The 25,765-nt window shown below is 33.3% G+C and carries 19 protein-coding genes, 1 tRNA gene and 1 pseudogene; 16 read left to right on the forward strand and 5 right to left on the reverse strand.

Annotation, left to right across the window (positions count from 1 at the left end; genetic code table 11):
• Window positions 1–32 precede the first annotated feature (32 nt).
• The 7 genes from ACHRVZ_RS11630 to ACHRVZ_RS11660 all read left to right on the forward strand — a co-directional run bounded on the left by ACHRVZ_RS11630 (window position 33) and on the right by ACHRVZ_RS11660 (window position 14,811).
• Window positions 33–4,247 (forward strand): two-component regulator propeller domain-containing protein, encoded by a 4,215-nt coding sequence (locus ACHRVZ_RS11630; RefSeq protein ID WP_395422617.1) that lies wholly within the window; start codon window positions 33–35, stop codon window positions 4,245–4,247.
• 202 nt (window positions 4,248–4,449) lie between these two features.
• Complete coding sequence (locus ACHRVZ_RS11635; protein WP_395422619.1) at window positions 4,450–7,512, forward strand: SusC/RagA family TonB-linked outer membrane protein; 3,063 nt, start codon at window positions 4,450–4,452, stop codon at window positions 7,510–7,512.
• Between the two features lie 23 nt (window positions 7,513–7,535).
• Entirely contained in the window at window positions 7,536–9,005 is a 1,470-nt protein-coding gene (locus ACHRVZ_RS11640) for a RagB/SusD family nutrient uptake outer membrane protein (protein ID WP_395422620.1), read from the forward strand.
• 73 nt (window positions 9,006–9,078) lie between these two features.
• Window positions 9,079–10,137 (forward strand): glycoside hydrolase family 130 protein, encoded by a 1,059-nt coding sequence (locus tag ACHRVZ_RS11645; protein ID WP_395422621.1) that lies wholly within the window; start codon window positions 9,079–9,081, stop codon window positions 10,135–10,137.
• Window positions 10,137–11,429: an MFS transporter gene (locus ACHRVZ_RS11650; protein WP_395422622.1), complete on the forward strand. Its 1,293-nt coding sequence runs from the start codon at window positions 10,137–10,139 to the stop codon at window positions 11,427–11,429. The genes ACHRVZ_RS11645 and ACHRVZ_RS11650 overlap by 1 nt, the downstream gene beginning before the upstream one ends.
• A gap of 16 nt (window positions 11,430–11,445) precedes the next feature.
• Window positions 11,446–13,164, forward strand: a complete 1,719-nt coding sequence (locus tag ACHRVZ_RS11655; protein WP_395422623.1) for a hypothetical protein — start codon at window positions 11,446–11,448, stop codon at window positions 13,162–13,164.
• Window positions 13,165–13,176: 12 nt separating this feature from the next.
• Complete coding sequence (locus ACHRVZ_RS11660; protein ID WP_395422624.1) at window positions 13,177–14,811, forward strand: alpha-amylase family glycosyl hydrolase; 1,635 nt, start codon at window positions 13,177–13,179, stop codon at window positions 14,809–14,811.
• Window positions 14,812–15,479: 668 nt separating this feature from the next.
• Here ACHRVZ_RS11660 and ACHRVZ_RS11665 read toward each other — a convergent pair.
• From ACHRVZ_RS11665 to ACHRVZ_RS11685, 5 genes and pseudogenes are all read right to left on the reverse strand, one after another.
• A tRNA-Tyr gene (locus ACHRVZ_RS11665) sits at window positions 15,480–15,560 on the reverse strand.
• Between the two features lie 753 nt (window positions 15,561–16,313).
• Window positions 16,314–16,700: pseudogene (locus ACHRVZ_RS11670) on the reverse strand (peroxiredoxin family protein); the annotation flags it as partial.
• 18 nt (window positions 16,701–16,718) lie between these two features.
• Window positions 16,719–17,480 carry a DUF4369 domain-containing protein gene (locus ACHRVZ_RS11675; RefSeq protein ID WP_395422625.1) on the reverse strand — a complete coding sequence of 254 codons (762 nt, stop codon included), beginning with the start codon at window positions 17,478–17,480 and terminating at the stop codon, window positions 16,719–16,721.
• 259 nt (window positions 17,481–17,739) lie between these two features.
• Complete coding sequence (locus ACHRVZ_RS11680; protein WP_041515768.1) at window positions 17,740–18,180, reverse strand: KTSC domain-containing protein; 441 nt, start codon at window positions 18,178–18,180, stop codon at window positions 17,740–17,742.
• Between the two features lie 293 nt (window positions 18,181–18,473).
• Window positions 18,474–18,725 carry a hypothetical protein gene (locus tag ACHRVZ_RS11685; RefSeq protein ID WP_041515769.1) on the reverse strand — a complete coding sequence of 84 codons (252 nt, stop codon included), beginning with the start codon at window positions 18,723–18,725 and terminating at the stop codon, window positions 18,474–18,476.
• An 87-nt stretch (window positions 18,726–18,812) separates the two neighbouring features.
• Here ACHRVZ_RS11685 and ACHRVZ_RS11690 point away from each other — a divergent pair, with 87 nt between their 5' ends.
• From ACHRVZ_RS11690 to ACHRVZ_RS11730, 9 genes are all read left to right on the forward strand, one after another.
• The gene (locus ACHRVZ_RS11690) at window positions 18,813–19,355 is read left to right on the forward strand and encodes a hypothetical protein (RefSeq protein ID WP_395422626.1); all 543 of its coding nucleotides are present in this window, start codon (window positions 18,813–18,815) and stop codon (window positions 19,353–19,355) included.
• Window positions 19,355–19,501 (forward strand): hypothetical protein, encoded by a 147-nt coding sequence (locus ACHRVZ_RS11695; protein ID WP_089075917.1) that lies wholly within the window; start codon window positions 19,355–19,357, stop codon window positions 19,499–19,501. The genes ACHRVZ_RS11690 and ACHRVZ_RS11695 overlap by 1 nt, the downstream gene beginning before the upstream one ends.
• 295 nt (window positions 19,502–19,796) lie before the next feature.
• A complete protein-coding gene (locus tag ACHRVZ_RS11700; RefSeq protein ID WP_133509342.1) occupies window positions 19,797–20,027 on the forward strand; it encodes a hypothetical protein in 231 nt (76 codons plus the stop codon).
• On the forward strand, window positions 20,017–20,397 hold the full coding sequence (locus ACHRVZ_RS11705; RefSeq protein WP_395422627.1) for a YchJ family protein: 381 nt from the start codon (window positions 20,017–20,019) through the stop codon (window positions 20,395–20,397). The genes ACHRVZ_RS11700 and ACHRVZ_RS11705 overlap by 11 nt, the downstream gene beginning before the upstream one ends.
• 106 nt (window positions 20,398–20,503) lie before the next feature.
• Entirely contained in the window at window positions 20,504–21,622 is a 1,119-nt protein-coding gene (locus tag ACHRVZ_RS11710; RefSeq protein ID WP_395422628.1) for a VWA domain-containing protein, read from the forward strand.
• A gap of 171 nt (window positions 21,623–21,793) precedes the next feature.
• The gene (locus tag ACHRVZ_RS11715) at window positions 21,794–23,257 is read left to right on the forward strand and encodes an AAA family ATPase (RefSeq protein ID WP_395422630.1); all 1,464 of its coding nucleotides are present in this window, start codon (window positions 21,794–21,796) and stop codon (window positions 23,255–23,257) included.
• Between the two features lie 188 nt (window positions 23,258–23,445).
• Window positions 23,446–24,039 carry a 2OG-Fe(II) oxygenase gene (locus ACHRVZ_RS11720; RefSeq protein WP_395422632.1) on the forward strand — a complete coding sequence of 198 codons (594 nt, stop codon included), beginning with the start codon at window positions 23,446–23,448 and terminating at the stop codon, window positions 24,037–24,039.
• A gap of 260 nt (window positions 24,040–24,299) precedes the next feature.
• Window positions 24,300–24,677 carry a hypothetical protein gene (locus ACHRVZ_RS11725; RefSeq protein ID WP_395422633.1) on the forward strand — a complete coding sequence of 126 codons (378 nt, stop codon included), beginning with the start codon at window positions 24,300–24,302 and terminating at the stop codon, window positions 24,675–24,677.
• A 47-nt stretch (window positions 24,678–24,724) separates the two neighbouring features.
• Window positions 24,725–25,576 carry an EamA family transporter gene (locus ACHRVZ_RS11730; RefSeq protein ID WP_395422634.1) on the forward strand — a complete coding sequence of 284 codons (852 nt, stop codon included), beginning with the start codon at window positions 24,725–24,727 and terminating at the stop codon, window positions 25,574–25,576.
• Window positions 25,577–25,765 lie beyond the last annotated feature (189 nt).

Raw genomic sequence — 25,765 nt, forward strand, 5'->3', positions numbered from 1 at the left:
GTACATTTAAAAATAAACCAGTAAAAATCACCATGTTGAAAATAAAAATTGTACTGCTTAGTATTATTTTCGCTGGATTAAATGCATGTACTGATAAAAAAGAATCCATCTCTTTTAATAATGCCGGCACTAAAAGTCACGAAGAAATTAACAAAACCCAAAGAGATACTAAATCTGTTTTGGATTCGTCAGGAACAGGAGCTTTAAAGTATTCTTCTGAACAGCTCGATAATGCTAAAGGATTATCGAACAGCTCTGTGAATTGTATTTTTCAGGATTCTGAAAATCTAATCTGGATTGGTACCTGGGACGGTTTAAACCGATATAATGCGAATGATTTTAAAATTTTCAGACCAGAATTAAATAACGAATCGAGTTTAAGCAATCAGGTAATCCTTAAAATTGATGAAGATGATAAAGGAAAAATATGGGTTTTAACGATTCATGGAATCAATCAATACGACAAAAAAACAGATCAATTTAAGCGCTATTACTTTTCCAGAGAAAATAATCCGCCATTATCAGAATCGGAGTTTAATATGGCACTTGATGCTTCAAAAAAAGTATTCTGTGCAGTAAAAAACTGGGGAATTGGCTATTTTGACGGTACTTCTTTTCAATTATTAAAAAACCAAAATCTTCCTAAAAAAGCCGTTAAGAAAATGGAGTTTTCTGCAAATGGCGAATTGCTGGTTTTATTTGAAGATGATAAACTCTACAGTTTAGATATTAGAACAGAAAAAAACAATGTAAAAACGATTTCAAAAGCAGTTTTAATTTCAGAAAACGTCAAAGATTTTGGAGCAGCAGGAAACCAAAAAGCGTTGATAATTTCAAAATTTGGAAACGCTTTTTTACATTCTTTAAAAAATAAAGAAAGCGACATACAAATCGATAAAAAACTGGTTTCGATAATAGGGCATATCGCTGAAGGAACATTAGTTTCCAGAAAATCCGGCTATTTTATTATCAACGATTCTGGAAATTATATTTCCAAATCCTGGCTGCAGCACCTTAATAATCAAAAAGTCACCACATTAATTCAAGGAACTGAAAACGTAATCTGGAGCGGGACAGATGGTGACGGATTGTTTAAAATATATCCGATAAAGAAAACTTTTAATCTCATTTCCAAAACTCAGATTCCAGATCTGGAAGGCGGTATTGTCAGGGCATTTTTAGAAGTAGAAAACAATTCCTTCTTTATAGGTACAAAAGGAAAAGGGTTATTTCGGTTTCCATCTGATTTTTATCTGAAGGATAGCAAATCGCTGCAATATCAAAACTTTAATGACAATAACAGCATTATTAATAATGCGGTTTTTGCGTTGCGCAAGGGGAAAGAAGATTTAGTTTTTATTGGTACAGACGGCGACGGAATTACGGTTTTTGACCTGAAAAAATCAAAATTAATTGATTGGTCGTCTATTGAAGGAAATGAGAAATGCGACTATTTTAAATCAGTATACGCCATTTATCAGGACATTGATGGTTTTGTTTGGTTAGGAACGAATGGTTACGGAATGATTCGCTGCAAAATTGAACGTTTGGGCGAAAAATTAAAAATAACCGAATTCAAAAAATATTTAGCCAATAGTAAAGGAGGTAAATCGATTAGCAGCAATATTATATTTTCGATTATTCCTAAAGATGACAATCAATTGTGGATAGGAACACGTTTAGGAGGATTGAATCTTTTTGACAAAAAAACAGAACAATTTCAGACTTATAAAAATGTAAAAAATGACGTTGAAAGTTTGTCTAGTAATGATATTTTGTGCCTTCAGATGGACCAGAGTAAAAAACTCTGGATAGGAACAAGTTTTGGTTTAAATATGCTTCAAGATTTAAAAAGTGACGGAAAAGCTGTTTTTAAAAGTTATACCACAAAAGACGGACTTCCAAATAATACGATTCACGGAATTGTTTTAGATAAAAAATCGAATCTCTGGATTAGCACCAACTTCGGAATATCAAATTTTAATAGCAGCACTTCGAACTTCATCAATTATACAAAAAATGAAGGACTGCAGAATAATGAATTTGCCGATGGTGCTTTTTATCATGATAGTAAAACCGACCTGATTTTTATGGGAGGCATTAAAGGATTCAATTATTTTTTGCCTCAAAAAATTGTTGAATCTTCGACTGTTCCTGATATTCTTATTGATAAAATAAGCGGCCATAATCAGGTTGTTCCTTATTATCAGGGATTGGTAATTAAACCCAATTCGGATTCTCATCCTTCGATTATATTAAAATACGATCAAAATTTCTTTGATATAGAATTGGCCGCGCTGACGTATATCAACAGTGAAAAATGCCAATATGCTTATCAGCTGAAGAATTTTGATAAAGAGTGGAATGTAATTGGCGATCGTAGAGTAATCTCTTTTACAAACGTTCCAAAAGGAAATTATTCCTTATGGATAAAATGGTCGAACAGTGACGGAGTTTGGAGCGAACCGGTTCACGCTATAGATATAAAAATCCGACCGGTTTTCTGGCAATCAAATACAGCGATGATAATTTATTTGGTTCTGATTGGACTCTTGATAATGTTCGTGCTAAGTTATTATAAAAAGCGTCAATCGTTGAGCCAGAATATATTTTTCAGAAAAAGAGAAGAAGAATTGCATGAAAACAGACTGACTTTTTTTACGAATGTAGCCCACGAGTTTCAAACCCCGTTGACTTTGATTGTTGGACCAGCCCAAAAATTAGCCGAAACAACCAATCTCGATGCAAAAAATCAGAAATTCATACAAATGATTCAGCGCAACTCTTCGCGATTGTTGTTTTTAACGCAGCAATTACTCGAATTTAGAAAAGCTGAATACGATTATCTGGAAGTAACGGTTAGGGAATTTGACTTGGTAAATCTCGTAGAACAAATAGCAGAATTGTTTGATGAATGGGCATTTGATAAAAATATCGAATACAATCTTGATGTTCCATCAACATTATTGGGATGGTTTGATAAAGATAAAACCGAGAAAATCGTGTTTAACTTAATGTCAAATGCTTTTAAATATACTCCCGTAAACGGAAAAATAGATCTTAAATTCCGTATGGAAGGAGAAGATGCTTCGACTTTGAATATTACCATTGTCAATACTGGTAAAGGAATTCCGAAAGAAAAATTAAATTCATTATTTGATCAATTCTTTCTTTCCAATTCAGATCAGGTGCTCGATAATGATATGTTTAGAACCGGAATTGGTTTGGCGTATATCAAAAAATTAGTTACCGTTTTAAGAGGAGAAATTGAAGTATCAAGCGTTACCGATGAAGAAACTGTTTTTACTATTTTACTGCCTTGTAACAAAGAATCTTTTAGTGATAAAGAACTGGATCGTGAAAAAAGCCCGGTTTTAATATCACAGCATCTTAAAAATATTCTGGAGGAAATTCCGGATAAATCAGAAGAAATTCCGAACAAGATTTCATCGCTTGAATCTCTGGAAGATCATCGGAAAAAAGTTTTGATTGTAGAAGATGAAAAAGAGATTCATCAGTTTTTGTATGATTTATTGGGAGAAAAATATAAAATTATCACGGCTTATAATGGTGTAGAAGCTCTGGAAATTCTTGAAAATGAAATTCCTGATATTATAATCAGCGATGTAATGATGCCATTAATGGATGGAGTGGAGCTTTGCAAAAAAATAAAAACAGATATAAAAACCTGCCACATTCCGTTTATTATGTTAACCGCAAAAGATTCGGTAATACACAGAATCGAAGGTTTGGAGAGCGGTGCAAATTCCTATATTCCAAAGCCATTTTATCCCGATCATTTGTTAGTTAGAATTCAGAAACTGCTGGAAGAAAAAGAGCTGATCTTAAAACATTTTTCCCAAGATACTTTAATCGAAAATTTAACTACGTTACCTATAAATAACGATGAAAAAGATTTTATTAAAAAAGTCATTGAATTAATTCGGGTCAATATTGACAATGAGAATCTTCAAAGTTTATTTATTGAAAAGGAATTAGGCATTAGTAATTCGCAGTTGTACCGAAAAATTAAGCAAATTTTTAATGTTACGCCGAGTGATTTAATTCGGACAATCAGACTAAAACATGCTGCTGAATTACTGCGTAAAAATGTGCTCACAGTTTCAGAAGTATGCTACCAATCAGGTTTTAATAATCGATCTTATTTCTATCGGGAGTTCAAAAAAGTCTATAATTTAACGCCGAAAAATTATCAGCTTAAATACAAAATCAAAAACGTAATTTAGTGTAAGTATTTGAAAATAAGTGAATTATTGAATGGTGTACACTTTTGACGAAATAGTGTACACCTTTTTTTATACCCTAAGATTACTTTTATAGGAGGATTTTTAAAATCACTCAAAAAAAACTATTAACTCATTTAAACCACCAATTTTTTATTAAGATGAAAAAAATAACCACGATTATTAACCAATTTAACACATTTCTATGATGAAGAAAAATATAATTTATCACTTATTTCTATTAGGAATAATGTTATCAGGAAGTATTATATATGGACAAACTGTAAAAGGTGTTGTCTCAGACAATAAAGGACCATTGCCCGGAGTAAATATTAATGTAAAAGGATCGTCGGTAAGTGCTACTTCAGATTTTGACGGAAACTTCATTATTAAAGCAGATGCAAATGCCGTTTTGGTTTTCACCTACATTGGATTTATCAGTCAGGAAGTTCCTGTAAATGGCAAGATTGCAGTGAACGCTGTTTTAGCAGAAGATTCTCAAAAATTAAATGAAGTAATTGTAGTAGGTTACAGCAGCCAGAAAAAAGGGTCTATAAACGGTGCTGTCACTCAGGTTGATATGGTGGATCTTTCTAAAACCAGAGTGCCAGATGTTGCTCAGGCTTTGCAAGGTCAGGTTGCGGGTGTTTTTGTTGCGGCAAATACAGGTGCTCCCGGCGATGGTATAAAACTTCGTATTCGTGGAGAAGGAACTCTGGGAAACAACGAAGCTTTGTATGTTGTTGATGGAGTTGCAACGCGTGATATCTCATTTTTAAACCAGTCTGATATTAAATCCATGACCGTATTAAAAGATGCTTCGGCAACAGCTATTTACGGATCAAGAGCAGCAGGAGGAGTTGTTATTATTACCACTAAAAGCGGCGTAAAAGGAATGACAAGTTTTGATGTAGAAGCTTTCTCCGGAATTCATTATGCGGCAAATCTTCCTAAAGTGCTAAATGCAAGTCAATACATGTCAGTAAAAGATCAGGCTTGGCATAATACAGCTGGAAACGCTGCAAATGCGGAAAGCCCTTATGCTTTTGACCGAAGAACCAGAACAGATTTGGCAGATACAGATTGGCAGAAAGCATTATTTACTACCGGAATCTCAAATAATTTTCAGGTTTCGGCCAGTGGCGCGACAGAAAATGTGCAGTATTTGATTTCTGGCGGTTATTACGGAATTGACGGAATTGTAACGGAAGATAATGATCAGTTTAAAAGATATAATTTCAGAACGAACGTAAATGCAAATATTACAGATAGATTCAAATTAGGAACGAATCTGCAGATCAGTTTTACAAAACAGGATAAATTATCTTCAAGCGGCGATGCACCGGGAATTATTCGTCATGCTTTATTGCGCGCGCCTGTAATTGGTATTTATAAAGATGTAAATGATCCTACTTATAAAGCCAATGATCCTTATACGGATTTACCTTTTTATACAGGACCAAACGACGGCTGGAGCAAAAATTACGAACTAACATCGAATCCGCTTGCTATAGTTCACTTTACAAATGATGTGCGTGAAAGATTTCAAACTTTTGGAAATGTTTATGGAGAATATGCCTTTTTAGGAGATAAATCATTAAAATTCAAAAGCAGTTTAGGAGTAGATCTTGCTTTCACTCACAATAAAAACTTTGCTGAAAATTTTGGTGATAATAATATCGCTGATACAAGTTATCAATATTACGGAATGGGAAGACAAAACCGTCCGAATAGTTTGAACGAGAATAGAGGTCAGGAAATGACTTTTACTTTTACCAATACTTTAAATTATGTAAAAACATTTAAGGAATTGCACAGTGTAAATGTTTTATTAGGTATGGAAAGCATCACTAGTAAATCATCGGCTATTGGCGGCAGCAGAAATAACTATGAAAACAGTTCACCGGAATTTCAATATTTAGATTACGGAAACAGCACGCTTAATGTTTGGAATTCAGGAAATGCAAGCAGCTGGTCTTTACTGTCTTATTTTGCTTCCGGAAATTACGGTTACGACAATAAATACTTTGCAACGGCAACGATAAGAGCCGATGCATCGTCAAGATTTGGACCTAATAACAAATGGGGATATTTCCCGTCAGTTGCTGCAGGTTGGGTAGTTTCCAGAGAAAAATTCATGGAAAAAGCAGACTGGATTTCGAACTTGAAGTTAAGAGCAAGTTGGGGACAATCAGGAAATCAGGAAATAAAAGATCATCAATGGTACAACTTGTACACCCTAGGAACAGATCCACATCTTATCCGTATTGGAAATCCTGATGTAAAATGGGAAACTACAACACAGACAAACGTAGGTTTGGATTTGAGTATCCTAAAAAATAAAGTAACCGTTACAGTAGATTATTTCTCAAAAATAACTGACAACATCTTACTTGATGTCGTTCCTCCGGGAACCGTTGGAAACTTTTTGCCAACAAGTGTAAACTCTGCTTCTGTAAGTAATAAAGGTTTTGAATTTGGAGTAAATCTTCAAAACAATGACCATGAATTCAAATATGGCATCAACGCGAATTTAGCGACATTAAAAAATAATGTAGACAGATTACAGCAAAATGTGAGCAATATTACAGATGATGCTACACACACTAAAACAGTTGTTGGTCAGCCAATAAGTTCGTATTACGGATATCAGTTTGACGGAATTTATCAAAATGCAAGCGAAGTAAGTTCTCACTTATTTACAGCTTCAAATGGTACACAACCGGGAGATATAAGATTTAAAGATCTTAATAACGACGGACAGATAAATGCTGACGACAGAACTTTCATTGGAAGCTCGATTCCTAAAGTAACTTATGGTTTTAACTTTAATGCCGATTATAAAAACTTCGATTTCTCTTTCTTATTGCAAGGAGTAGAAGGTGTTGACCGTTATAATGATTCAAAACAGATTTTAAATTATGACAGCCGTCCGTTCAATTCAACAACAGATGTTTTAAACAGCTGGACAGGAGAAGGATCAACAAACACAACGCCTAGAGTGACTTTTAACGATAACGGAGGAAGCAGAGTTTCAAGTGTATTTGTAGAAGATGCATCGTATTTGAGATTGAAAAATATTGAGTTAGGTTATACTTTTTCAAAAACAATCCCTGGCATTAATAGTTTGAGATTGTATGTTTCAGGACAAAATTTATTCACTATCACAAAATATACTGGCTTAGATCCTGAATCGACTTCATTAATTGACAGAGGTACTTATCCGCAGTCGACCGCTTTCATTCTTGGGGCTAAAGTGAAATTATAATTAATAATTTAAAGTATTATATCATGAAAAAAATATTTATAACCTTGCTTATAACCTCATTATGTTTGGTTAGCTGTCAGGACGAATTAGATACCGAAGCAACGGGATTGTCTACAAAAGAAGGATTAGTAACCGCTGCTGTAGTCGAAAACTCCATAAGTTCATCGTACCAATTACTTTCAAACAAACTGAATATTCTGGGCGAATGGAATTGGGGCGGAGGTCTGGTTTTCCAGAACGATTATATCATGCAGGATATTGCATCTGACGATATGGAAAAAAAATGGATTTCAGACGGAGATCAGCCATGGATAGATGAAATCAATAATTTTACTTTCACCTCTACAAATGGAGGTCCGAATGGTTTATGGAAATACAATTATGAGGGAATCAAAAGATTGAATCTTGGAATCGAATTATTGACAAGATCAGATATTGAAACTGTTACCGGAATTTCAACAGCAAGAAAAAATCAGTTATTAGGTGAAGCTTACTTTTTAAGATCGTTCTATTACTTTTCATTAGTAACTAATTTTGGAGACGTTCCCTTAATTGTAAAACCTGTAGAATCTCTTGAAGAAGCTTTTAAAGTATCAGTAAGAGCAGATAAAGCGGTAGTTTGGGATAAAATAAAAGCCGATTTAGTACTTGCACAAGCATTGCTTCCTAACACAAAATATTCATCGACTACAGAAAAATGGAGAGTTTCAAAAGGCGCTGTTATTGCGTTACAGGCAAAAGCGGCATTGTATACACAAAAATGGTCAGAAGTAGCGCCTTTAGTAGATCAGTTAGCAACATTAGGCTATGGTTTAGATGCTAATTATTTTGACAATTTCAGTACCTCAAAAGAATATAGCGATAACGAAGTTATTTTTTCTTATGATCATCAGTCTAATGTAACGCCAAGAAGAGGAAATGGAATTTGTGCTCCTTTAGGATGGGGATTCTTTGCTCCAAGCACTGATTTTTTAAATTCATTTGAAGCTAATGATCCAAGAAAATTATATACAGTTGATGTTACAAATCAAAATATCAATAAAATGCTGGGCAGTTTAGACGGAACCAATAAAGGAAATGATGATGCACCAAACAACAAAGTATACCTGCGTTACGCAGATGCCTTGCTTTGGAAAGCAGAAGCATTGAATGAAGGAGGAAACTATCCCGGAGCAATTGCTATAATCAATCAAATTAGATTAAGAGCCAGAACCACAATTACAGCATTGGGAACTTTACCTCCGGCAGGAACTTTACCAGATCGTCCGGCATCATCAGACAAAGCAGTGATTAAAAACTGGCTGATTGCCGAAAGAAGAGCAGAACTTGGTTTTGAAAATCAAAGAATGCTGGACTTAAAAAGATGGGGAATTGCAAAACAAGTGATGACAGCTCACGGAAAAAACTTCCAGGACAAACACATGTTATATCCAATTCCACAATCAGAAATTGATGCTTCAGCAGGAACTTTAACACAAAATGCAGGATATTAATAATTCTCATTATAAGATTAATCCAAATCTCTTTCTTGATTTGGATTAATCTCTATAAAAAATAACAACAAGTATGAAAGATATTGCAAAACGTTTTAAAGCAAACCCACTATTATCACCGGGAGATTTACCTTCAAGTACAGAAGGTTTAGAGATTACCTGCCTGCTAAATCCGGGAGTTTTTCAATTTGAGGGTAAAACATGGCTTTTAGTAAGAGTTGCTGAAAGACCGGAACAAAAAGACAATATAATTTCTTTTCCAATATTAACAAATACAGGCGCGATTGAGATTATCGAAATCCCAAAAAACGATCCGGACTTAATAGCCACAGATGCAAGAGTAATCAATTATAAAGGAGTTGATTATTTGACCACTTTATCGCATTTGAGATTATTGTGTAGTGAAGACGGAATCAAATTTTACGAACCAGAAAATTATCCGCCATTAGTTGGCGAGGGAATGTTAGAAACATTTGGTATCGAAGACTGCCGAGTTGCCTTAATTGACGGAAAGTATTATTTGACTTTTACTTCGGTATCAGATAACGGCGTTGGCGTTGGACTTCGTACCACAACCGATTGGAAAATCTTCGAAAAACACGGTATGATTTTGCCGGCACATAATAAGGATTGCGCGATTTTCGAAGAAAAAATAAATGGTTTATACTATGCTTTGCATCGCCCGAGCAGTGTAGATATTGGCGGTAATTATATTTGGATTGCCTCTTCGCCTGACGCGATTCATTGGGGAAATCACAAATGTATCATCAAAACCAGAAAAGGACTTTGGGACAGTAAAAGGGTAGGTGCAGGAGCTGCTCCTATAAAAACTGAAAAAGGATGGCTTGAAATTTACCACGGAGCTAATGACAAACACCAATATTGTCTGGGAGCATTTTTGATGGATTTGGAAGATCCTTCAAAGGTAATTGCAAGAACAGAACAACCCATTATGGTGCCATCAGCGGAGTATGAATTAAATGGTTTTTTTGGACAAGTAGTATTTACAAACGGGCATGTCGTCGCTCCGGACGGTGATACCGTTACTATTTATTATGGTGCGGCCGATGAATTTGTATGCGGAGCCGAAATATCGATAAAAGAAATATTTTCACTTTTAAATTATATCTAATGCTAAAGAAGCTCCAGACAGAAATAAGCTATTTTAAAAATCAAACTCATAATTTTCAGATTTTAATTTTTACTAATTTGGTTTATGCACTCGTACTGCCTGTAATAGACATTTTTGTTGCAGCTTATATCATGCGAAATTCAAATGATACCTCTAAAGTAGTCATTTATCAATTGGCTATTTATACCGGAATTCCCCTTACTTTTCTTTTGAATGGATTGTTGTTAAAGTATTTCAATATTAGGAAATTATATTCATTAGGAATGATGCTCAGCGGTGTTTCAATGATTATAATGATGTCATTACAAACATTAGATTTAATAGGAATAGGAATCGCCGGAATTACAATGGGATTGTCTTTTGGATTGTATTGGTCGAACAGGGATTATTTGGCACTTTCGATAACCAATGATAATAACAGAAATTATTATTACGGTTTAGAGACTTTTATTTACACCATTATTGCAATTGTTGTTCCGGCTGCAATTGGCTGGTTCATACAATCTAAAACAGGAGATGATCAAAAACATAATGCATATTTAATTATTACCGGAATTGTTTTTCTAATTACAGTTTCAGCTTCAATTGTATGCTTTCGCGGAAAATTTGAAAATCCGATACAAAAACAATACATCTTTTTTAAATTTCATCCTTTATGGAACAAGCTGCTTTTATTGGCTTCTTTCAAAGGATTAGCGCAAGGATTTTTAGTAACAGCGCCAGCAATGCTTATTTTTAAACTTTTAGGCGAAGAAGGCGCGTTAGGAAAAGCACAATCTATTGGTGCAATTTTGGCTGCAATTATCATTTATTTGATCGGACGTTTTTCTAAACCGTCAGACCGAATCAAAACATTTTCGGCAGGACTTATTTTGTTTGCTTTAGGAGCTTGCCTAAACGGATTTTTGTATGATAAAACAGGTGTAATTGTGTTTTTACTTTTACTGCTTATCGCAAAACCTTTAATGGATTTAGCCTATTTTCCAATTCAGTTAAGAGTAATTGACATCGTTTCCCGAATCGAAAAAAGAGGGGAGTTCACTTATATCTTGAACCACGAAGCAGGATTATATGTCGGAAGACTTTTTGGCGCAGGAACTTTTCTGGCTTTGTATTATGTCGTTTCAGAAGATTTTGCTTTAAGATACGCGATCGGAATTATTGCCTTATTGCAATTATGCTCTATTTTTATAAGTAAAAAAATTATTAAAGAAGGAGACAAGCTTTCGCCAGAAAACGAGCCCGAATTAGACTTAAAAGTCTTAGAAGAAGCAGCTGTGAAATTACTCTAAAATAAAAAATAATCGAATGAATAGCATTTTAAAAATAACTGTTTCATGTTTGTTGGTTTTCAATTTAAACGCAAATGCGCAGGTAAAACAACAATCGATTCCTCGTGTAGATCAAATGCCCAATTATCCAAAACCTTTTCAGATTATTGATTATAATAAACTGGCAAAGGATTTTGATAAAACCGTTTATGATTTTAATGCAAAAGGTAAATTCTGGCCAATGGTCTGGATTGATAAAAGCCACAAAAACTATCCGCAGGATGTTGTAGGTTTATATACAGCTGTTGGCGATGTGCGTCAGGGAGCAAACAACAAAGGAATGTTTCATGAAGCGCTTGGCACAATGGGAGCAACTTTAGGGGCAAGTTTAGTAGGGATTGATAAAACAAAACAGCAAAACAGAAACTATGTTGGCATGCTGAAAAATTATTTCAATAAAGATACCGGATGGGATATTATGATGAATAATACCTGTCCTGAAGTAGCTTTGTTAGGCGGCGGATACGGACGTGACTGGTGGTATGATGTTTATCCTAATTTATTGTTTTATGCTGTTTATGATCAATATCCGAAAGAACCTGAATTCGATAAAATTGCAAAAAGGATTGCTGAAAAATTCTTCAAGGCCGATTCTATCTTAAACGGAAATTACAATTACTCCTTTTTTGATTATGCAAAAATGAAACCCATGACCAACAATATTTGCGCGCAGCCAGATGCTGCTGCAGGTCATGCCTGGGTTTTGTATGCAGCTTATAAAAAATTTGGAGATAAAAAATACCTAAAAGGAGCAGTAAGCGCGATGAATGCTTTTGAAGCACAGCCAATCAACCCGACGTATGAATTATTAATGCCTTTTGGTGCTTATTTGGCTGCAAGATTAAATGCCGAGGAAGGTAAAAAATACGACACTAATAAAATGCTCGCCTGGAGTTTTGACGGAACAGCAATCTGCCGTGAAGGCTGGGGTGTTCTGGTTGGAAACTGGAACGGATTTGATATTTCAGGAACCGTTGGAAGTACAGTAGATCATGGCGGATATGGTTTTTTAATGAATACCTATGATGCCGCATGGCCTTTAGTGCCAATGGTTCGTTACGATCAGTCGTATGCACACGCCATTGGAAAATGGATGTTGAACGCAGCAAATGCAGCGCGCTTTTTTTATCCGCAATATATGCCGGATGAGCATGAAACAATTCCTGAATTGGCTGAAGTTACAAAAGGTGTTATTGCGTACGAAGGCATCATTAAAAAATCAAATCTAACGGGATATGACCACATACAAGCTCCGGTTGCACAAGGTGACGGACCGCTTTGGGTATTAGGAGAAAATCCGAGAGAATCTCAATTTAGTATTTACGGAAGCGGTCACGTTGGGATTTTTGGCAGTATCATTAGAAAAACAAATGTTGAAGGGATTTTACAATTAAATTTATTGGCAACTGATTTTTTTAGAGACAAAGCCTATCCCTCTTATTTGTATTATAACCCATTTGATGGTGAAAAAACAGTTATTATAAAAACGCCAAAAGGTAAAAAAGTTGATTTATACGATACCGTTTCCGGGAAATTTGTTGCCAGAAATGTTTCAACTTCATCGCAAATCAAACTTTCAGGTGAGAATGCAGCTGTAATTGTAATTGTCCCATCAAAAGCAAAAATTACTTATCAGGACAATAAAATGTTTGCAAACGGAATTGTGATAGATTATCATGCGAAGCTTCAAAAATAAAAACCAGAAGAAATGAAATTTACATTTAAAGTCATTTTATTAGCTTCATTTTTGATGTTTAAAAGCAATTTTGCCAAAGCTCAAAATGCAGATCAAAAATGGTGGAAAGAAGCCGTTTTTTATCAAATCTATATGCCAAGTTATGCAGACAGTAATGGCGATGGATATGGTGATTTTAAAGGAATGACAACTAAATTAGATTATCTTCAAAATCTGGGAATTAAAGGAATTTGGTTAACGCCATTTTTGACTTCTCCCAAAGTAGATAACGGTTATGATATTGCAAACTATTACGAAGTTGATCCCACTTATGGCAGCAAGGCCGATTTTGATCTTTTTTTGAAAGAAGCCCACAAACGTGGTATAAAAGTCATTATGGATATGGTTTTAAATCATAGTTCTACAGACTGTAAATGGTTTCAGGAATCCAGAAAATCCAAAGACAACAAGTATCGTGATTATTACATTTGGAAAGACAAGCCCAATAACTGGGAATCTTTTTTTGGAGGCTCAGCTTGGGAAAAAGACACGTTTACCAATCAATATTACTATCATAAGTTTGATAAAAGAATGGCCGATCTTAATTGGTCCAGTCCTGAATTAGTTGCTGAGGTTCAAAAAATCCTTCGCTTTTGGCTCGATGCCGGAATAGATGGATTTAGACTCGATGTGATTAACTTCTTAAATACCGACGGAATTACTGCTGATAATCCGATGAAAGACGGAAAGCAGGAACACATTAATGATATTGACCAAAAAGGTGTTAATAATGCCATGCGAATTATAAAAGGAACAGTAAACGAATATGAAAATCGTTTTATAGTGGGCGAAATAGGAAGTGATAAAATCGAGGTTTTAAAACAATATCAGGCGCAGGATTTACTAGATGTGGTTTTCAATTTTAATTTCGGAAGCATTAAGGATTTTTCAGCCAAACGCATTTTTGATGAATTGCAGAGCATGGAAAAAAACATGAGCAATTATCCAACTTTATTTTTCGGAAGCCATGATATGCCTCGTGTGATGAATCGTCTCGCAGATGGCAATCCTGATAGAGCTTTAGCTCTTGCAGCTTTAACTTTGACCGCAAAAGGGATTCCGTTTATTTATTACGGAGAAGAAATTGGAATGCAGAATATTACAGCAAACAGCATTCAGGAAATGGTCGATGTACAAGGTAAAACACATTATAAACTGGCGCTTGAAAATGGCAAAAATACCACCGAAGCACTTCTTGAAGCCAATGAATACAATCGTGACAAATCCAGAAGCCCAATGCAGTGGAACGGAAAATTAAATGCAGGATTCTCCACAAATAAAACATGGATTAAAATTAATTCCGATTATAAAAAAACGAATGTAGCCAATTTAGAATCTCAAAAAGAATCTATTTTAAACAAGTATAAAAAACTGATTGCATTACGTAACAAAGAAAAAATCCTGCAATACGGTCAATACGAGAATATTGAATTGAAAGACGATCAAATTTTGTTTACAAGATCTTTTGAGGGAGAAAAAATAAACGTGATAATTAATTTCGGATTGAAAAAGAAATTTGCCTTGCCAGACAATGCTGAGGTATTAATGGGAAGTAAAGATTTAGAAAGTAATAGTTTTATTATTTATAAAAATCGATTAAATAATTAAAAGGTGTTCAAACTTTACCATTCTCATTAATCGTTTTTCGAAATGTTAATGTTTTAGTAGTAATAAATCATAATTGATATGTAGTAATGATTCTACAAATTGTAACGGTTTGTTCTACGGCTTTTAATTGGTTTGTTTTTAACTTTGTTTCTGTTAAATACAATGTGTTTAAAAATTTTTGATATTAAAAAAGGCTTAAGATTTATTATAATTTTAATTGAAATTAATGTTGAAAAAATAGCGATGATAAATAAAGTGTTTATGACAAATGATTACTTTTTACACTTGTAATCTTATTTGTTCTTGAAAGCAGTTCTGAAAGTATTGTTTTTTTAATGCAGTACTTTTTCTTAAGTGTAAAATACGTTCTTAGGATTAAATTTGTTTTTGGAAATTTATTTTTTTGGCCTTTAATATTTTAGTGGTATTTAATATTAATAGCTCCTTATTGAGACTTTCTCAATTAACATTTACTTTAGTGTATTTGTAATTTTATTAAAACTGCTTTTAAGAGCTTAGATTCTACATCAATCGTTTTATCAAAAGACCGTCTCATAATAAGAGACGGTTTTTTTATATGCGGCTATGAATAATCTTTAAGAGTGTTGAATTTTTAATATCAAAATTTATTGCATAAAAAAAGTCCTAATTTTCATTAGGACTTTTAGTGGGGAGAGCAGGATTCGAACCTGCGAAGTTTTCACAGCAGATTTACAGTCTGCCCTCGTTGGCCGCTTGAGTATCTCCCCGATCTCAGCGTTAGTGCGCTTTGTTGTTCTAAGCGGTTGCAAATATAGAAACGTTTTTCATGTTTACAAACAAAAAATGAACTTAATTTTAAGTTATTTTAAAGTTATTTTTTAATTCATTGGAATTGAATAAAATAAAAAAGGCATTATTGCTGTTTTTTTTGGATTCAACTTTAAAAGTAAGGTTATTCTTCCTTGTTGTCTATTGTTTTTTGCATTGAATTAAGAACCTTATAAATCGTGAGCAGCCATTTTTTCTACTAATTCAAGTGTAAAAAATGTAAAAAATCTAAAGATCTATTTTTTAATAATTGCTTTTTAAGATTTTAAGTTTAGAAACCGAAGATCATATTAAAAACATCTACCAGAATAGAAGTTTTTAAGACCAGTGTTGCTTTATTTAAATAAAGATCAGTAATCTTTTATCTTTTTGGTTTAACTCTTTGTAAATGCCTCTAAAACTAGAATTTTTGTTCCTATAAAGTCTGAAAATTTATAATAGCAATTTTATTAAACTTTCATGATGCTAAAATTTCTTTCCTCATGATTAAGACTTGAAAAAGGAACTTTTCACGTAGAGCTGTCTACAATAGTAAATGATAGATTTATTAAAGGTCTTTTGCTTGATGTAGTTTTGTTTTAATTCACTTTTGAGGAAATAGTATGTTTTAAGTTTTTTTATGCATAGTATTGAGTAAAACAAAAAAAATCTCCACTAGGGAGATTTTTTTCGTTTTATTCTGAATATTGAAATTACTTTGCTAAAAGCTCTAATATTTTAGCTCTTAATTCCGGACCTCTTAAATCTTGAGCAACTACTTTTCCTGATGCATCAAGAATAAAAGTTGCCGGGATAGATTCTACTCCGTATTGTTTTGCAATTGGCTCTTCCCAAAATTTCAAGTTAGAAACCTGAGTCCATGTTAGACCATCTTTTGCAATAGCTTCTTTCCAGGCTGCTGCTTCTTTATCTAAAGAAACACCAACAATATTCAATCCTTTTGAGTGTAGTTCTTTGTAGATTGCTACAACATTAGGGTTTTCTTTTCTACATGGTCCACACCATGAAGCCCAAAAATCTACGATAGTTACTTTACCTAAACTTTCTTTAAGTGAAACTACTTTTCCTTCTGGATTAGGAGCTGAAAAATCTGCTCTTCAGTTTGGGCTACCAACAGCAGGAGCTGATGCACCAACTGCAGGCATTTTCAATTGACCTAGTTTTGTTTTAATTTCTTTACCAGGAGTACTGTTTTTTAAAGACTCGTCTAATGAGTTGTATAAGCTTTCAGCTTTTTTAACATCAGTACTTGGATCATTAACCATACTTTGAATAATCAAAGCAGAGATATATGCTTTTGGGTGACCTTCTGCGTAAGCTAAATATTTCTTTTTAGAATTAGCCTGAACTTCAGTTTGAAGAGTCATGTATTGTTTCATCAAACCGTTGATAGTTGCAGTATCTTGAGCTTGTTGAGCTTGTTGCATTTTTTGAGTATTCTTTTTCTGAAAATCAACTAAACTTTTTTGAGTTTTAGTCATATCCTCGTTGAATTTTGTGTACTCATCATTGTTGTAAGTTCCAGAAATTTTAGATTTATGGATACTATCTTTATCAATAGTAACAAGAATTTCTCCAGTTTCTAATATAAATGGAATTGGTCCGTTAGCACCTTGAAGGATTAAAGTATGAAAAGCTGGTTCAGTTACTTTTCCTTTTATTTCAAATTTTCCGTTTTCAACTTTTACTGTGTCAAGAGATAATGGCATTTTTGTAGTTGGGTCCTGACCTTGAAGAATGATAGTTTTTCCGTTTTCAATTCCAGTTGCAGTTCCAGTAATTAGGTATTCTCCGTCTTTAACTTTGCTGCATGAAATAATCGCTACAGAAGCAGTTAGTAAAAAAAGTATTTTTTTCATTATAAAAAATTAATTAGTTAATTGATTTGTGCAACAAAAGTATCTAAAATTATAAAACATAAAGAATTTTGTAACCTAAAATTTTGTTATAGTTTTTTTTGGTTTAATTCGCATGTAGTCAAGGTGTTTACTGGTCTTATTTAGTTTAAAACTCTTAATTATATTGTTATAATGAATTTAAATAGACAATTTTTTAATTTTAAAGCATAAAAAAAGCACTCGTATGACGGAGTGCTTTTGTGAATATTTTCGAATAAATCTATTCTTGATTTGTTTTCTTTCTCCAAGTAAAAGAGTTTAAAATGTGTCTTTTTGCGAATCTTCCAGGAGAATCAGCATTTACCATTTTCACGTAAGTTGCTTTAGGAACACTGATGTATTCGTAAACACTTCCATTAGAAAAATCGATAATTAAACGACCTTCAACAAATTTATAATCAGTAATTGATGAAGTTGCGATAGTTTCAGTATATTCAGGTAAGTTTGCTTTAATCGTCTCAGGATTAATACTTACCAAAAAGTGATAAGCCTCAATGATAGCCTTACTTTTTTCTTCTGCTTCTTTTAAACCAGCATCATCACCTTGAAATTTATCAGGATGAGATTCTTTCATCGCATTACGATAGATTGTTTTTAAATCTTTTAATTCAGCAGTTTTGTCTACGTTTAGTAACTTGCGGTATTCAACTATTTTTTTCATAAATAAAGGTAACTACTTGTCTATTAGTTTGAAATTGAAATTAATTGTTCAAAAAGACAAATTTTTTGCAAAGGTACACTTTTTTTTAACTTTTTAGTTTTGATCGAAAAAATATTCATAAAAAGTTATTTGTTACATGTTTGAGGTTAGAAGTAAAACGCAGCACGAAATAATTTTTGCCGCAAAGTGCGTAAAGTCTTTTTAATTTATGGAGTTCTAATAAAAACGCAATCCCGAGGCTTCGGGATTGCGGTTAAACTTCTCATTTCAATCTGAAACGTGAAACAAAATTATTATTTGTCTTCCGGTTTTTGATTCGCTTTATGAAAGTTTTTCGATTTCTTCGGATATTTATCATAACTAATATCGCTTGGGTTTTCGATTACAGATTTAATTGTAATTAAGTCACCTACAACATGATTAGCTTGAACCATTTTATAGTCTAACAGATAAGCTCCACAAAAATAATTATTGTTTTCATCTTTTTCTATGATGCCGGTATATACTCCTTTTTGCAACATTTTTTCTTGTGAATCTTTAGACATAACTTTTTATTTTAATAATTGAAGTTGCAAAGTTAATCAATTTATGTTTGTTTTAGGGAGTTCTTGACAATCTCAGTATATTTGCACATGCAAAAAAACTTCAAGCCACATCCTAATTCGTTCAAAAATACATTTTGTGTTTTTCATGAAGTACTTTCAAATGAAATCGAAGGTTTAAAGAAACAGTTTGAAAGTAAAGCAGGAAGTACCTATTATTATACCGAAGCCGGAATGTATCGCGTTTCGAATCATTGGGGAAGATTAGCTAATAGTAAATGGCGTTTAATAGCAATGGAGCCCGAAACTCCATCGAAAACAAAAATTGGTTTTGCAGCCTGGAATGTGTTTTATCCGGACAATGCCGAAGAAAAATTATATTACATAGAAGCCAATTTTGACAAAAATACCGTAACCTATCAGCATAAAAAAAATCCTGATTTTGATCATATAGCGGTATTACGAACAAGTTTTGAAACAACAAAACGTATCAAACAAATTAGAAATCTGCAGCAATTAACTTCATGGGCAAAACATTTTGATTATGATGACATAGATGATTTACGAAAACAAATTATCAACGAATTGATTTACACAGAGAAAACTTTAGACGAAATTAAAAGAGAAATATAATGGGACGCAACAACGAAAGAAACATTAAAAAGCACAACGACAAATTGCATAAAGCCCAAAACAAAGTGAAACAGGCCGAAATTGCAAGAAAAGAAAAGCTAAAAGAAATCATTAAAAAATTCAACGAAGACAAAAAGGAAGAATAAAAAAAAGTTTCAGGTTTTAAGTTTTTTTTTAGTTTCAGGTTTTCGAACTGAATAACTTAAAACTTGAAAATTAACTGCAAAGTACGCTAAGAATATGTTATTAATTATATAGGGAATGCAAAGTTCGCAAAGCTTTGTATTGATTAAGCTTTGTGAACTTTGTGTTTTATAAACTTTAGAAATTAAAAAAACTTTGCGCACTTTGCGGTAAATTCTCATTTCAACCTGAAACCTGAAACCTGAAACCTGAAACCTGAAACCTGAAACCTGAAATAAAAATAACAACAATAAGATTATGAGTAAATTCGAAGATTTAAAAGTAAGTGTGCAGGAAATTATTGATTTAATTGCCGCAAAAAATGATAGAGAAGCCAATAACAAACTACTTGAAGTAAATGAAACTTTAGACGAAATGTTAGATCATGCCGAAGAAGATGAAGATTTAAGAGAAATTAGCAGATATCAGGTTTTATTGAATCAGTTGCACGTTAAGATTAACGGCGAAGAACAAGTTGATGGAGAGTAAAAAATGCTTTTGCGATACAGGTTTACTGTTTGAAAGTTGTTGCGGATTATATATTAAAAATAATCAAAAAGTAACAACAGCATTGGCATTGATGCGCTCACGTTATTCTGCTTATGCAATTCATAATGCCGACTATCTTTTTGAAACAACTTATGTCTCTGAACGAAAGTATTATTCTAAAGCTGAAATCCTGAAATGGGCAACAAGCAATAAATGGCAAAAATTAGAAATTTTAAGTTTTACCGAAGACACGGTTGAATTTAAAGCCTATTTTTTAGATTCAAACAATCAACCACAAGTTCATTACGAATTTTCTACTTTTAAATTTGAAAATGGTGCTTGGTTTTACTTTGACGGAAAGTTTGAGTAATTGATATAATTATAAGGGAATTCAACCTATTTTACGTCAATACTTTAACTAAAAATTAATAAACGTTTCTTTTTTCATAATTCTAAAATAGCGTAATTTTAGAATTATGAAAAAAGAATTTAAAAAAGGTTTTTATTTTAAGACTTACGAAGCCCCATTTCAGTCTCCGTTTGAAAAACTTTTTGGTATTTTCAAAGAGCTAATCACCCATACTTCGGGCGATTTTGATGAAGCTATAGACTGGCTTCGAGAGTTGGACAAAGAGTATAAACTTACCGACGAAAACTACACAATCGATGATTTTATCGAAGATTTAAAAAAGAAAGGTTACATAAAAGACGAGGTTAAAGAAGATGGAACTGGTGGTTTTGGAATTACTGCTAAAACAGAACGCGCCATTAGGCAACAAGCCTTAGATCAAATTTTCGGAAATTTAAAACGTTCCGGAACTGGAAATCACAAAACGAAACATGCCGGAAATGGCGATGAACATACCGGAGAATTCCGTGAATTTAATTTTGGAGACGGTTTAGAACGTATTTCGTTAACCGAAAGTTTGCGAAATGCCCAAATCAATAATGGCGTTGAAAGTTTCATGCTGACCGAAAATGATTTGGTTGTCGAAGAAACACAATACAAAGCACAAATGAGTACGGTTTTGATGATTGACATTAGCCACAGTATGATTTTGTATGGCGAAGACAGAATCACGCCGGCAAAAAAAGTGGCTATGGCTCTAGCCGAATTAATCACAACCCGTTATCCAAAAGATACACTCGATATTTTGGTTTTTGGAAATGATGCCTGGACAATTCCAATAAAAGATTTACCTTATTTACAAGTTGGACCTTATCACACCAATACAGTTGCAGGACTTCAGTTGGCGATGGATATTTTGCGTAGAAAACGAAATACGAATAAGCAAATTTTCATGATTACCGACGGAAAACCAAGCTGCGTTCGTGAGCGCGACGGTTCCTATTATATGAACAGTAACGGACTCGACGAATATATTGTAGACAAATGTTACACGCAGGCACAGCAAGCCAGAAAATTACACATCCCAATTACAACCTTTATGATTGCAAACGATCCTTACTTGCAGCGTTTTGTCAATCATTTTACCGAAGCCAATCAAGGAAAAGCATTTTATACCGGACTGAAAGGTTTAGGTGAAATGATTTTTGAAGATTATGAAACGAATAGGAAGAAACGTGTTCGCTAATTTTAAGGTTCTAAGGGACTAAGAATCTAAGTTGCTAAGTTTTTTTCATTGAGACGGTTAAGGCAACGCATATCGTAGAGACGTACTGCAGTGCGTCTAACACAAAGCAATAACGCAACATTTATTATCTGCAGAAAAAAAAAATATAACAAAATACATATTTCAATAAAAATGGAAATAAACAACATAAACACATTAGGTCAATTAAAAGCCTCAGGATATAAAAGTATAAGTATCAAAGACGAATTACGTAATAATCTTCGTGAAAAAATAAAATCAGGAAAACCTGTTTTTGAAGGTGTTCACGGTTTCGAAAATACGGTGATTCCAGAATTGGAACGCGCTATTTTATCGCGACACAATATCAATTTATTAGGACTTCGTGGTCAGGCGAAAACGCGTTTGGCTCGTAAAATGGTCGAATTGTTGGATGAATATATTCCGTTTGTAGCAGGTTCAGAAATCAATGACGATCCGCTAAATCCAATTTCGCGTTTTGCAAAAGATATCATTGCCGAAAAAGGAGACGAAACTCCGATTTCATGGTTGCATAGAAACGAACGTTTCTTCGAAAAATTAGCAACGCCAGATGTTACTGTTGCCGATTTAATAGGAGATGTTGACCCGATAAAAGCAGCCAATTTAAAATTATCGTATGCTGATGATCGTGTAATTCATTTCGGGATGATTCCGAGAGCAAATCGAAGTATTTTTGTAATCAATGAATTACCGGATTTGCAGGCTAGAATTCAAGTTGCGCTATTTAATATTTTGCAGGAAGGAGATATTCAAATTCGTGGTTTTAAGTTGAGAATGCCACTGGACATGCAATTTATTTTTACAGCAAATCCGGAAGATTATACGAATCGCGGAAGCATTGTAACACCATTAAAAGATAGAATTGGTTCTCAAATTTTAACGCATTACCCAGAAAGTGTAGCGATTGCCAGAGCAATTACAGAGCAAGAAGCTAAACTTGATGAAACACAACATAAGCTTGTTTATGTGCCAAGTCTGGCCAAAGATATTCTGGAACAAATAAGTTTTGAAGCCCGTGATAGCGAATACATCGATAATAAAAGTGGCGTAAGTGCCAGAATGAGCATTACAGCTTTTGAGAATTTAATGAGTACCGCAGAGCGTCGTGCATTGAAAGCCGGAGTAGATAAAACAACTTTGAGGTTGTCTGATTTTATTGGAATTATTCCTGCTATTACCGGAAAAGTAGAATTGGTTTATGAAGGAGAGCAGGAGGGAGCGGCCGTAGTGGCTCAGAATTTAATTGGATCTGCAATTCGAACTTTGTTTCCAACGCTTTTACCTAAAATTGAAAAATTAGAAAAGCAGGGAGAAAAAACGGCGTATTCTGATTTGATTGAATGGTTTTTTGCAGAAAGTGGTTTCGAGTTATTAGATGACGCTTCAGATGAAGAATATAAAGGTATCTTAGACGAAGTAACACCTCTGGAAGTTTTAATTAAAAAATACCAGCCACAATTAGATAAAAGGGATCAGTATTTCTTCAAAGAGTTTATTTTATGGGGATTGGTAGAATATAAAAAATTAAGCAAAGACCGTTTTGCACAAGGCCATCAGTTTAAAGATATGTACGGAAGTTATATTAGTAAATTGTAACAGAAGTATTTTTATTGCAGTTTGTCATTTCGACCAAAGGGAGAAATGACAAGATTATTGTAAACCCGACAGGTTTTAATCCCGAGGCTTTGGGACTGTCGGGTTTATTATTTCTAAAAAAGCCATTACCAGTTTAATTTCATCTACCTTGCTCCGTTGGCTGTATTTGCAGTTTCCCAAAAATAAAAATGGAAAATGGTTTCGAAGATTTGATTGCAAGTTATATAGATAATAAAGTAGGTATTTCTGAACATTTTTTAAATGATGAATTAGCGAATAATCTTAAACAAAATTTACTCCATCTAAATGCTGCAAGTTTATTAATGGCTGCCGGAATTGGCAATTCTGAGAAAGTGTCTTATGATGGTGCAATTCGAAGCGATTCTATTTATTGGCTTGATAAAAAGAATAATAACGTTTTTGAAAACGAGTTTTTTGATAAAATCGATGCTTTTATTATTTATCTAAATGAAAGCTGTTACGCCGGAATTACCGGTTATGAATTTCATTATTCTTTATACGAAACCGGAGATTTTTATCTAAAGCATTTAGATCAATTCAAAAATAATCCAAGTCGTAAATATTCGATGATTAGTTATTTGAATAGTAATTGGATAGAGGCCGATGGAGGAGAATTAATGATTCACCAGGAAAATAATAATCAGAAAATTTCGCCTACTCAGGGCAAAACAGTTTTTTTTAAAAGTAATGAATTAGTCCACGAAGTTTTAGTAACTCAAAATACCAGAATGAGTATTACGGGTTGGTTAAAGAGTGATTGATTTTTTTTAAATGAGAGTTTTACCGCAGAAGAGCGCTAAGATTTTTATAGTAATACGATTAGAGAATGCTTAAAGTTCACAAAGCTTTGTGTTGAGATAGCTTTGCGTCCCGAGGCTTCGGGATTGTGTTTTTATTAAAACTGCTTAATAAAAAAACTTTGCGCTCTTTGCTGTATATTTTTAAAGCATCTTATTAATATTGACTTTTTTTAAGTATAAAAGGATAAACCTTATTTTTGATTTTATAATAAAGAATTAAAATGGAAAAAAAGTATATACTGGAACTTGATGGTAAAGATATTGGTTGTACAAAATTCGAATATGCAGATCCATCAATGGGAGTAATTCATGGGAAAATTATATTTAACGAAATTAGTTCTCCTTATGAGTTTTTTAAGAATCATTGTAAAAAATATAATGTTCAGATAAATGCAGATTTTCCTGAAGAAACGTTTATTGATACTGCAATAATTCCTCAATTAAAAATATTTTTAGAAAATGGAGATCAGCTGCAAGGTTGGGGTGGAGCTATTGCAGGTATGGATACTGATTTTGAAATTCAATTTGGAGGTATTACTTCTGAGTTAATGCAGTCAGAGTTTAATCATCATTTTGTAAAATATTATGGTCACGAATAAAATCCGAAAACAGATAAACCTTATTTTTGCATTCAAAATATGATTCTATGTTATTTCTTGTTCTAAGTATTCTTTGCAGCGTAATTGTTGGTGTTATTTTTAAGATCACTCGAAAGTACGATGCTAATCCAACACAAATTGTCGCTTTTAATTACATAACAGCTTTGGCACTTTGTTATTTTACATTTAGTCCAAATCTAAAAGAAGTTGACTCAAATGCGCCATGGAATATCTATATTGCCATTGGTGTTTTATTACCGGTCGTTTTTCTTTTTTTGGTGGCTTCGATCAAACATATGGGAATCGTAAAGACGGATGCTGCTCAGCGATTATCTCTTTTTATTCCAATTTTAGCGGCTTGGTTCATTTTTAAGGAAGAATTCAATTCATATAAAGTTATTGGACTTGCAATTGGTTTTTTAGCACTTTTATTCATCTTAAGAAAACAATCGGAGAATACTCAAAATAAATGGATTTTTCCAGCGGTTGTTTTAGTAGGTTTTGGAATTATTGATATTCTTTTTAAGCAAATAGCTATTTATACAACTTTACCTTATCCAACTTCTTTATTTGTTGTTTTTTGCATCGCCTTAGTTATTGCAATTTTTATTTCTGTTTACGAGATGGCGATAAAAAATGTAAAATTAGAAGTTAAAAATATCCTTTTCGGAGCTTTAGTGGGACTCTTCAATTTTGGTAATATTCTATTTTATTTAAAGGCGCATAAGGCTTTCGCCGAAAATCCTTCGACTGTTTTTGCAGGAATGAACATGGGAGTTATCATATTAGGAAGTCTTGTTGGTTTACTTTTCTTCAAGGAAAAACTTTCTAAATTAAATTTCATTGGACTCTTTTTAGCCTTAATTGCCATCATTTTTATTGTTGTTTCGCAATTTTAAGATCTTTTTTAGTATTTATAAAGCCTTTATTTACAGGTTGTTTTGAATTATTTTACAAGAATTTAAAAATAAACTCTACTAATTCTATAGAATTTATAAAATATATTTATAAATTTGCAGTAACAATGAAAAACTATAGTCTATATATCATCCCGTTTATGTGCAACTTCACGATGTGTTGCATGTCGA

The sequence above is a fragment of the Flavobacterium sp. FlaQc-57 genome (assembly GCF_044007395.1).
Classification (GTDB): Bacteria; Bacteroidota; Bacteroidia; order Flavobacteriales; family Flavobacteriaceae; genus Flavobacterium.

Coding starts and splice junctions, on each gene's coding strand:
- ACHRVZ_RS11630 (WP_395422617.1), top strand. CDS start 33: ATGTTGAAAATAAAAATTGTACTGCTTAGTATTATTTTCGCTGGATTA.
- ACHRVZ_RS11635 (WP_395422619.1), top strand. CDS start 4,450: ATGATGAAGAAAAATATAATTTATCACTTATTTCTATTAGGAATAATG.
- ACHRVZ_RS11640 (WP_395422620.1), top strand. CDS start 7,536: ATGAAAAAAATATTTATAACCTTGCTTATAACCTCATTATGTTTGGTT.
- ACHRVZ_RS11645 (WP_395422621.1), top strand. CDS start 9,079: ATGAAAGATATTGCAAAACGTTTTAAAGCAAACCCACTATTATCACCG.
- ACHRVZ_RS11650 (WP_395422622.1), top strand. CDS start 10,137: ATGCTAAAGAAGCTCCAGACAGAAATAAGCTATTTTAAAAATCAAACT.
- ACHRVZ_RS11655 (WP_395422623.1), top strand. CDS start 11,446: ATGAATAGCATTTTAAAAATAACTGTTTCATGTTTGTTGGTTTTCAAT.
- ACHRVZ_RS11660 (WP_395422624.1), top strand. CDS start 13,177: ATGAAATTTACATTTAAAGTCATTTTATTAGCTTCATTTTTGATGTTT.
- ACHRVZ_RS11675 (WP_395422625.1), bottom strand. CDS start 17,480: ATGAAAAAAATACTTTTTTTACTAACTGCTTCTGTAGCGATTATTTCA.
- ACHRVZ_RS11680 (WP_041515768.1), bottom strand. CDS start 18,180: ATGAAAAAAATAGTTGAATACCGCAAGTTACTAAACGTAGACAAAACT.
- ACHRVZ_RS11685 (WP_041515769.1), bottom strand. CDS start 18,725: ATGTCTAAAGATTCACAAGAAAAAATGTTGCAAAAAGGAGTATATACC.
- ACHRVZ_RS11690 (WP_395422626.1), top strand. CDS start 18,813: ATGCAAAAAAACTTCAAGCCACATCCTAATTCGTTCAAAAATACATTT.
- ACHRVZ_RS11695 (WP_089075917.1), top strand. CDS start 19,355: ATGGGACGCAACAACGAAAGAAACATTAAAAAGCACAACGACAAATTG.
- ACHRVZ_RS11700 (WP_133509342.1), top strand. CDS start 19,797: ATGAGTAAATTCGAAGATTTAAAAGTAAGTGTGCAGGAAATTATTGAT.
- ACHRVZ_RS11705 (WP_395422627.1), top strand. CDS start 20,017: ATGGAGAGTAAAAAATGCTTTTGCGATACAGGTTTACTGTTTGAAAGT.
- ACHRVZ_RS11710 (WP_395422628.1), top strand. CDS start 20,504: ATGAAAAAAGAATTTAAAAAAGGTTTTTATTTTAAGACTTACGAAGCC.
- ACHRVZ_RS11715 (WP_395422630.1), top strand. CDS start 21,794: ATGGAAATAAACAACATAAACACATTAGGTCAATTAAAAGCCTCAGGA.
- ACHRVZ_RS11720 (WP_395422632.1), top strand. CDS start 23,446: ATGGAAAATGGTTTCGAAGATTTGATTGCAAGTTATATAGATAATAAA.
- ACHRVZ_RS11725 (WP_395422633.1), top strand. CDS start 24,300: ATGGAAAAAAAGTATATACTGGAACTTGATGGTAAAGATATTGGTTGT.
- ACHRVZ_RS11730 (WP_395422634.1), top strand. CDS start 24,725: ATGTTATTTCTTGTTCTAAGTATTCTTTGCAGCGTAATTGTTGGTGTT.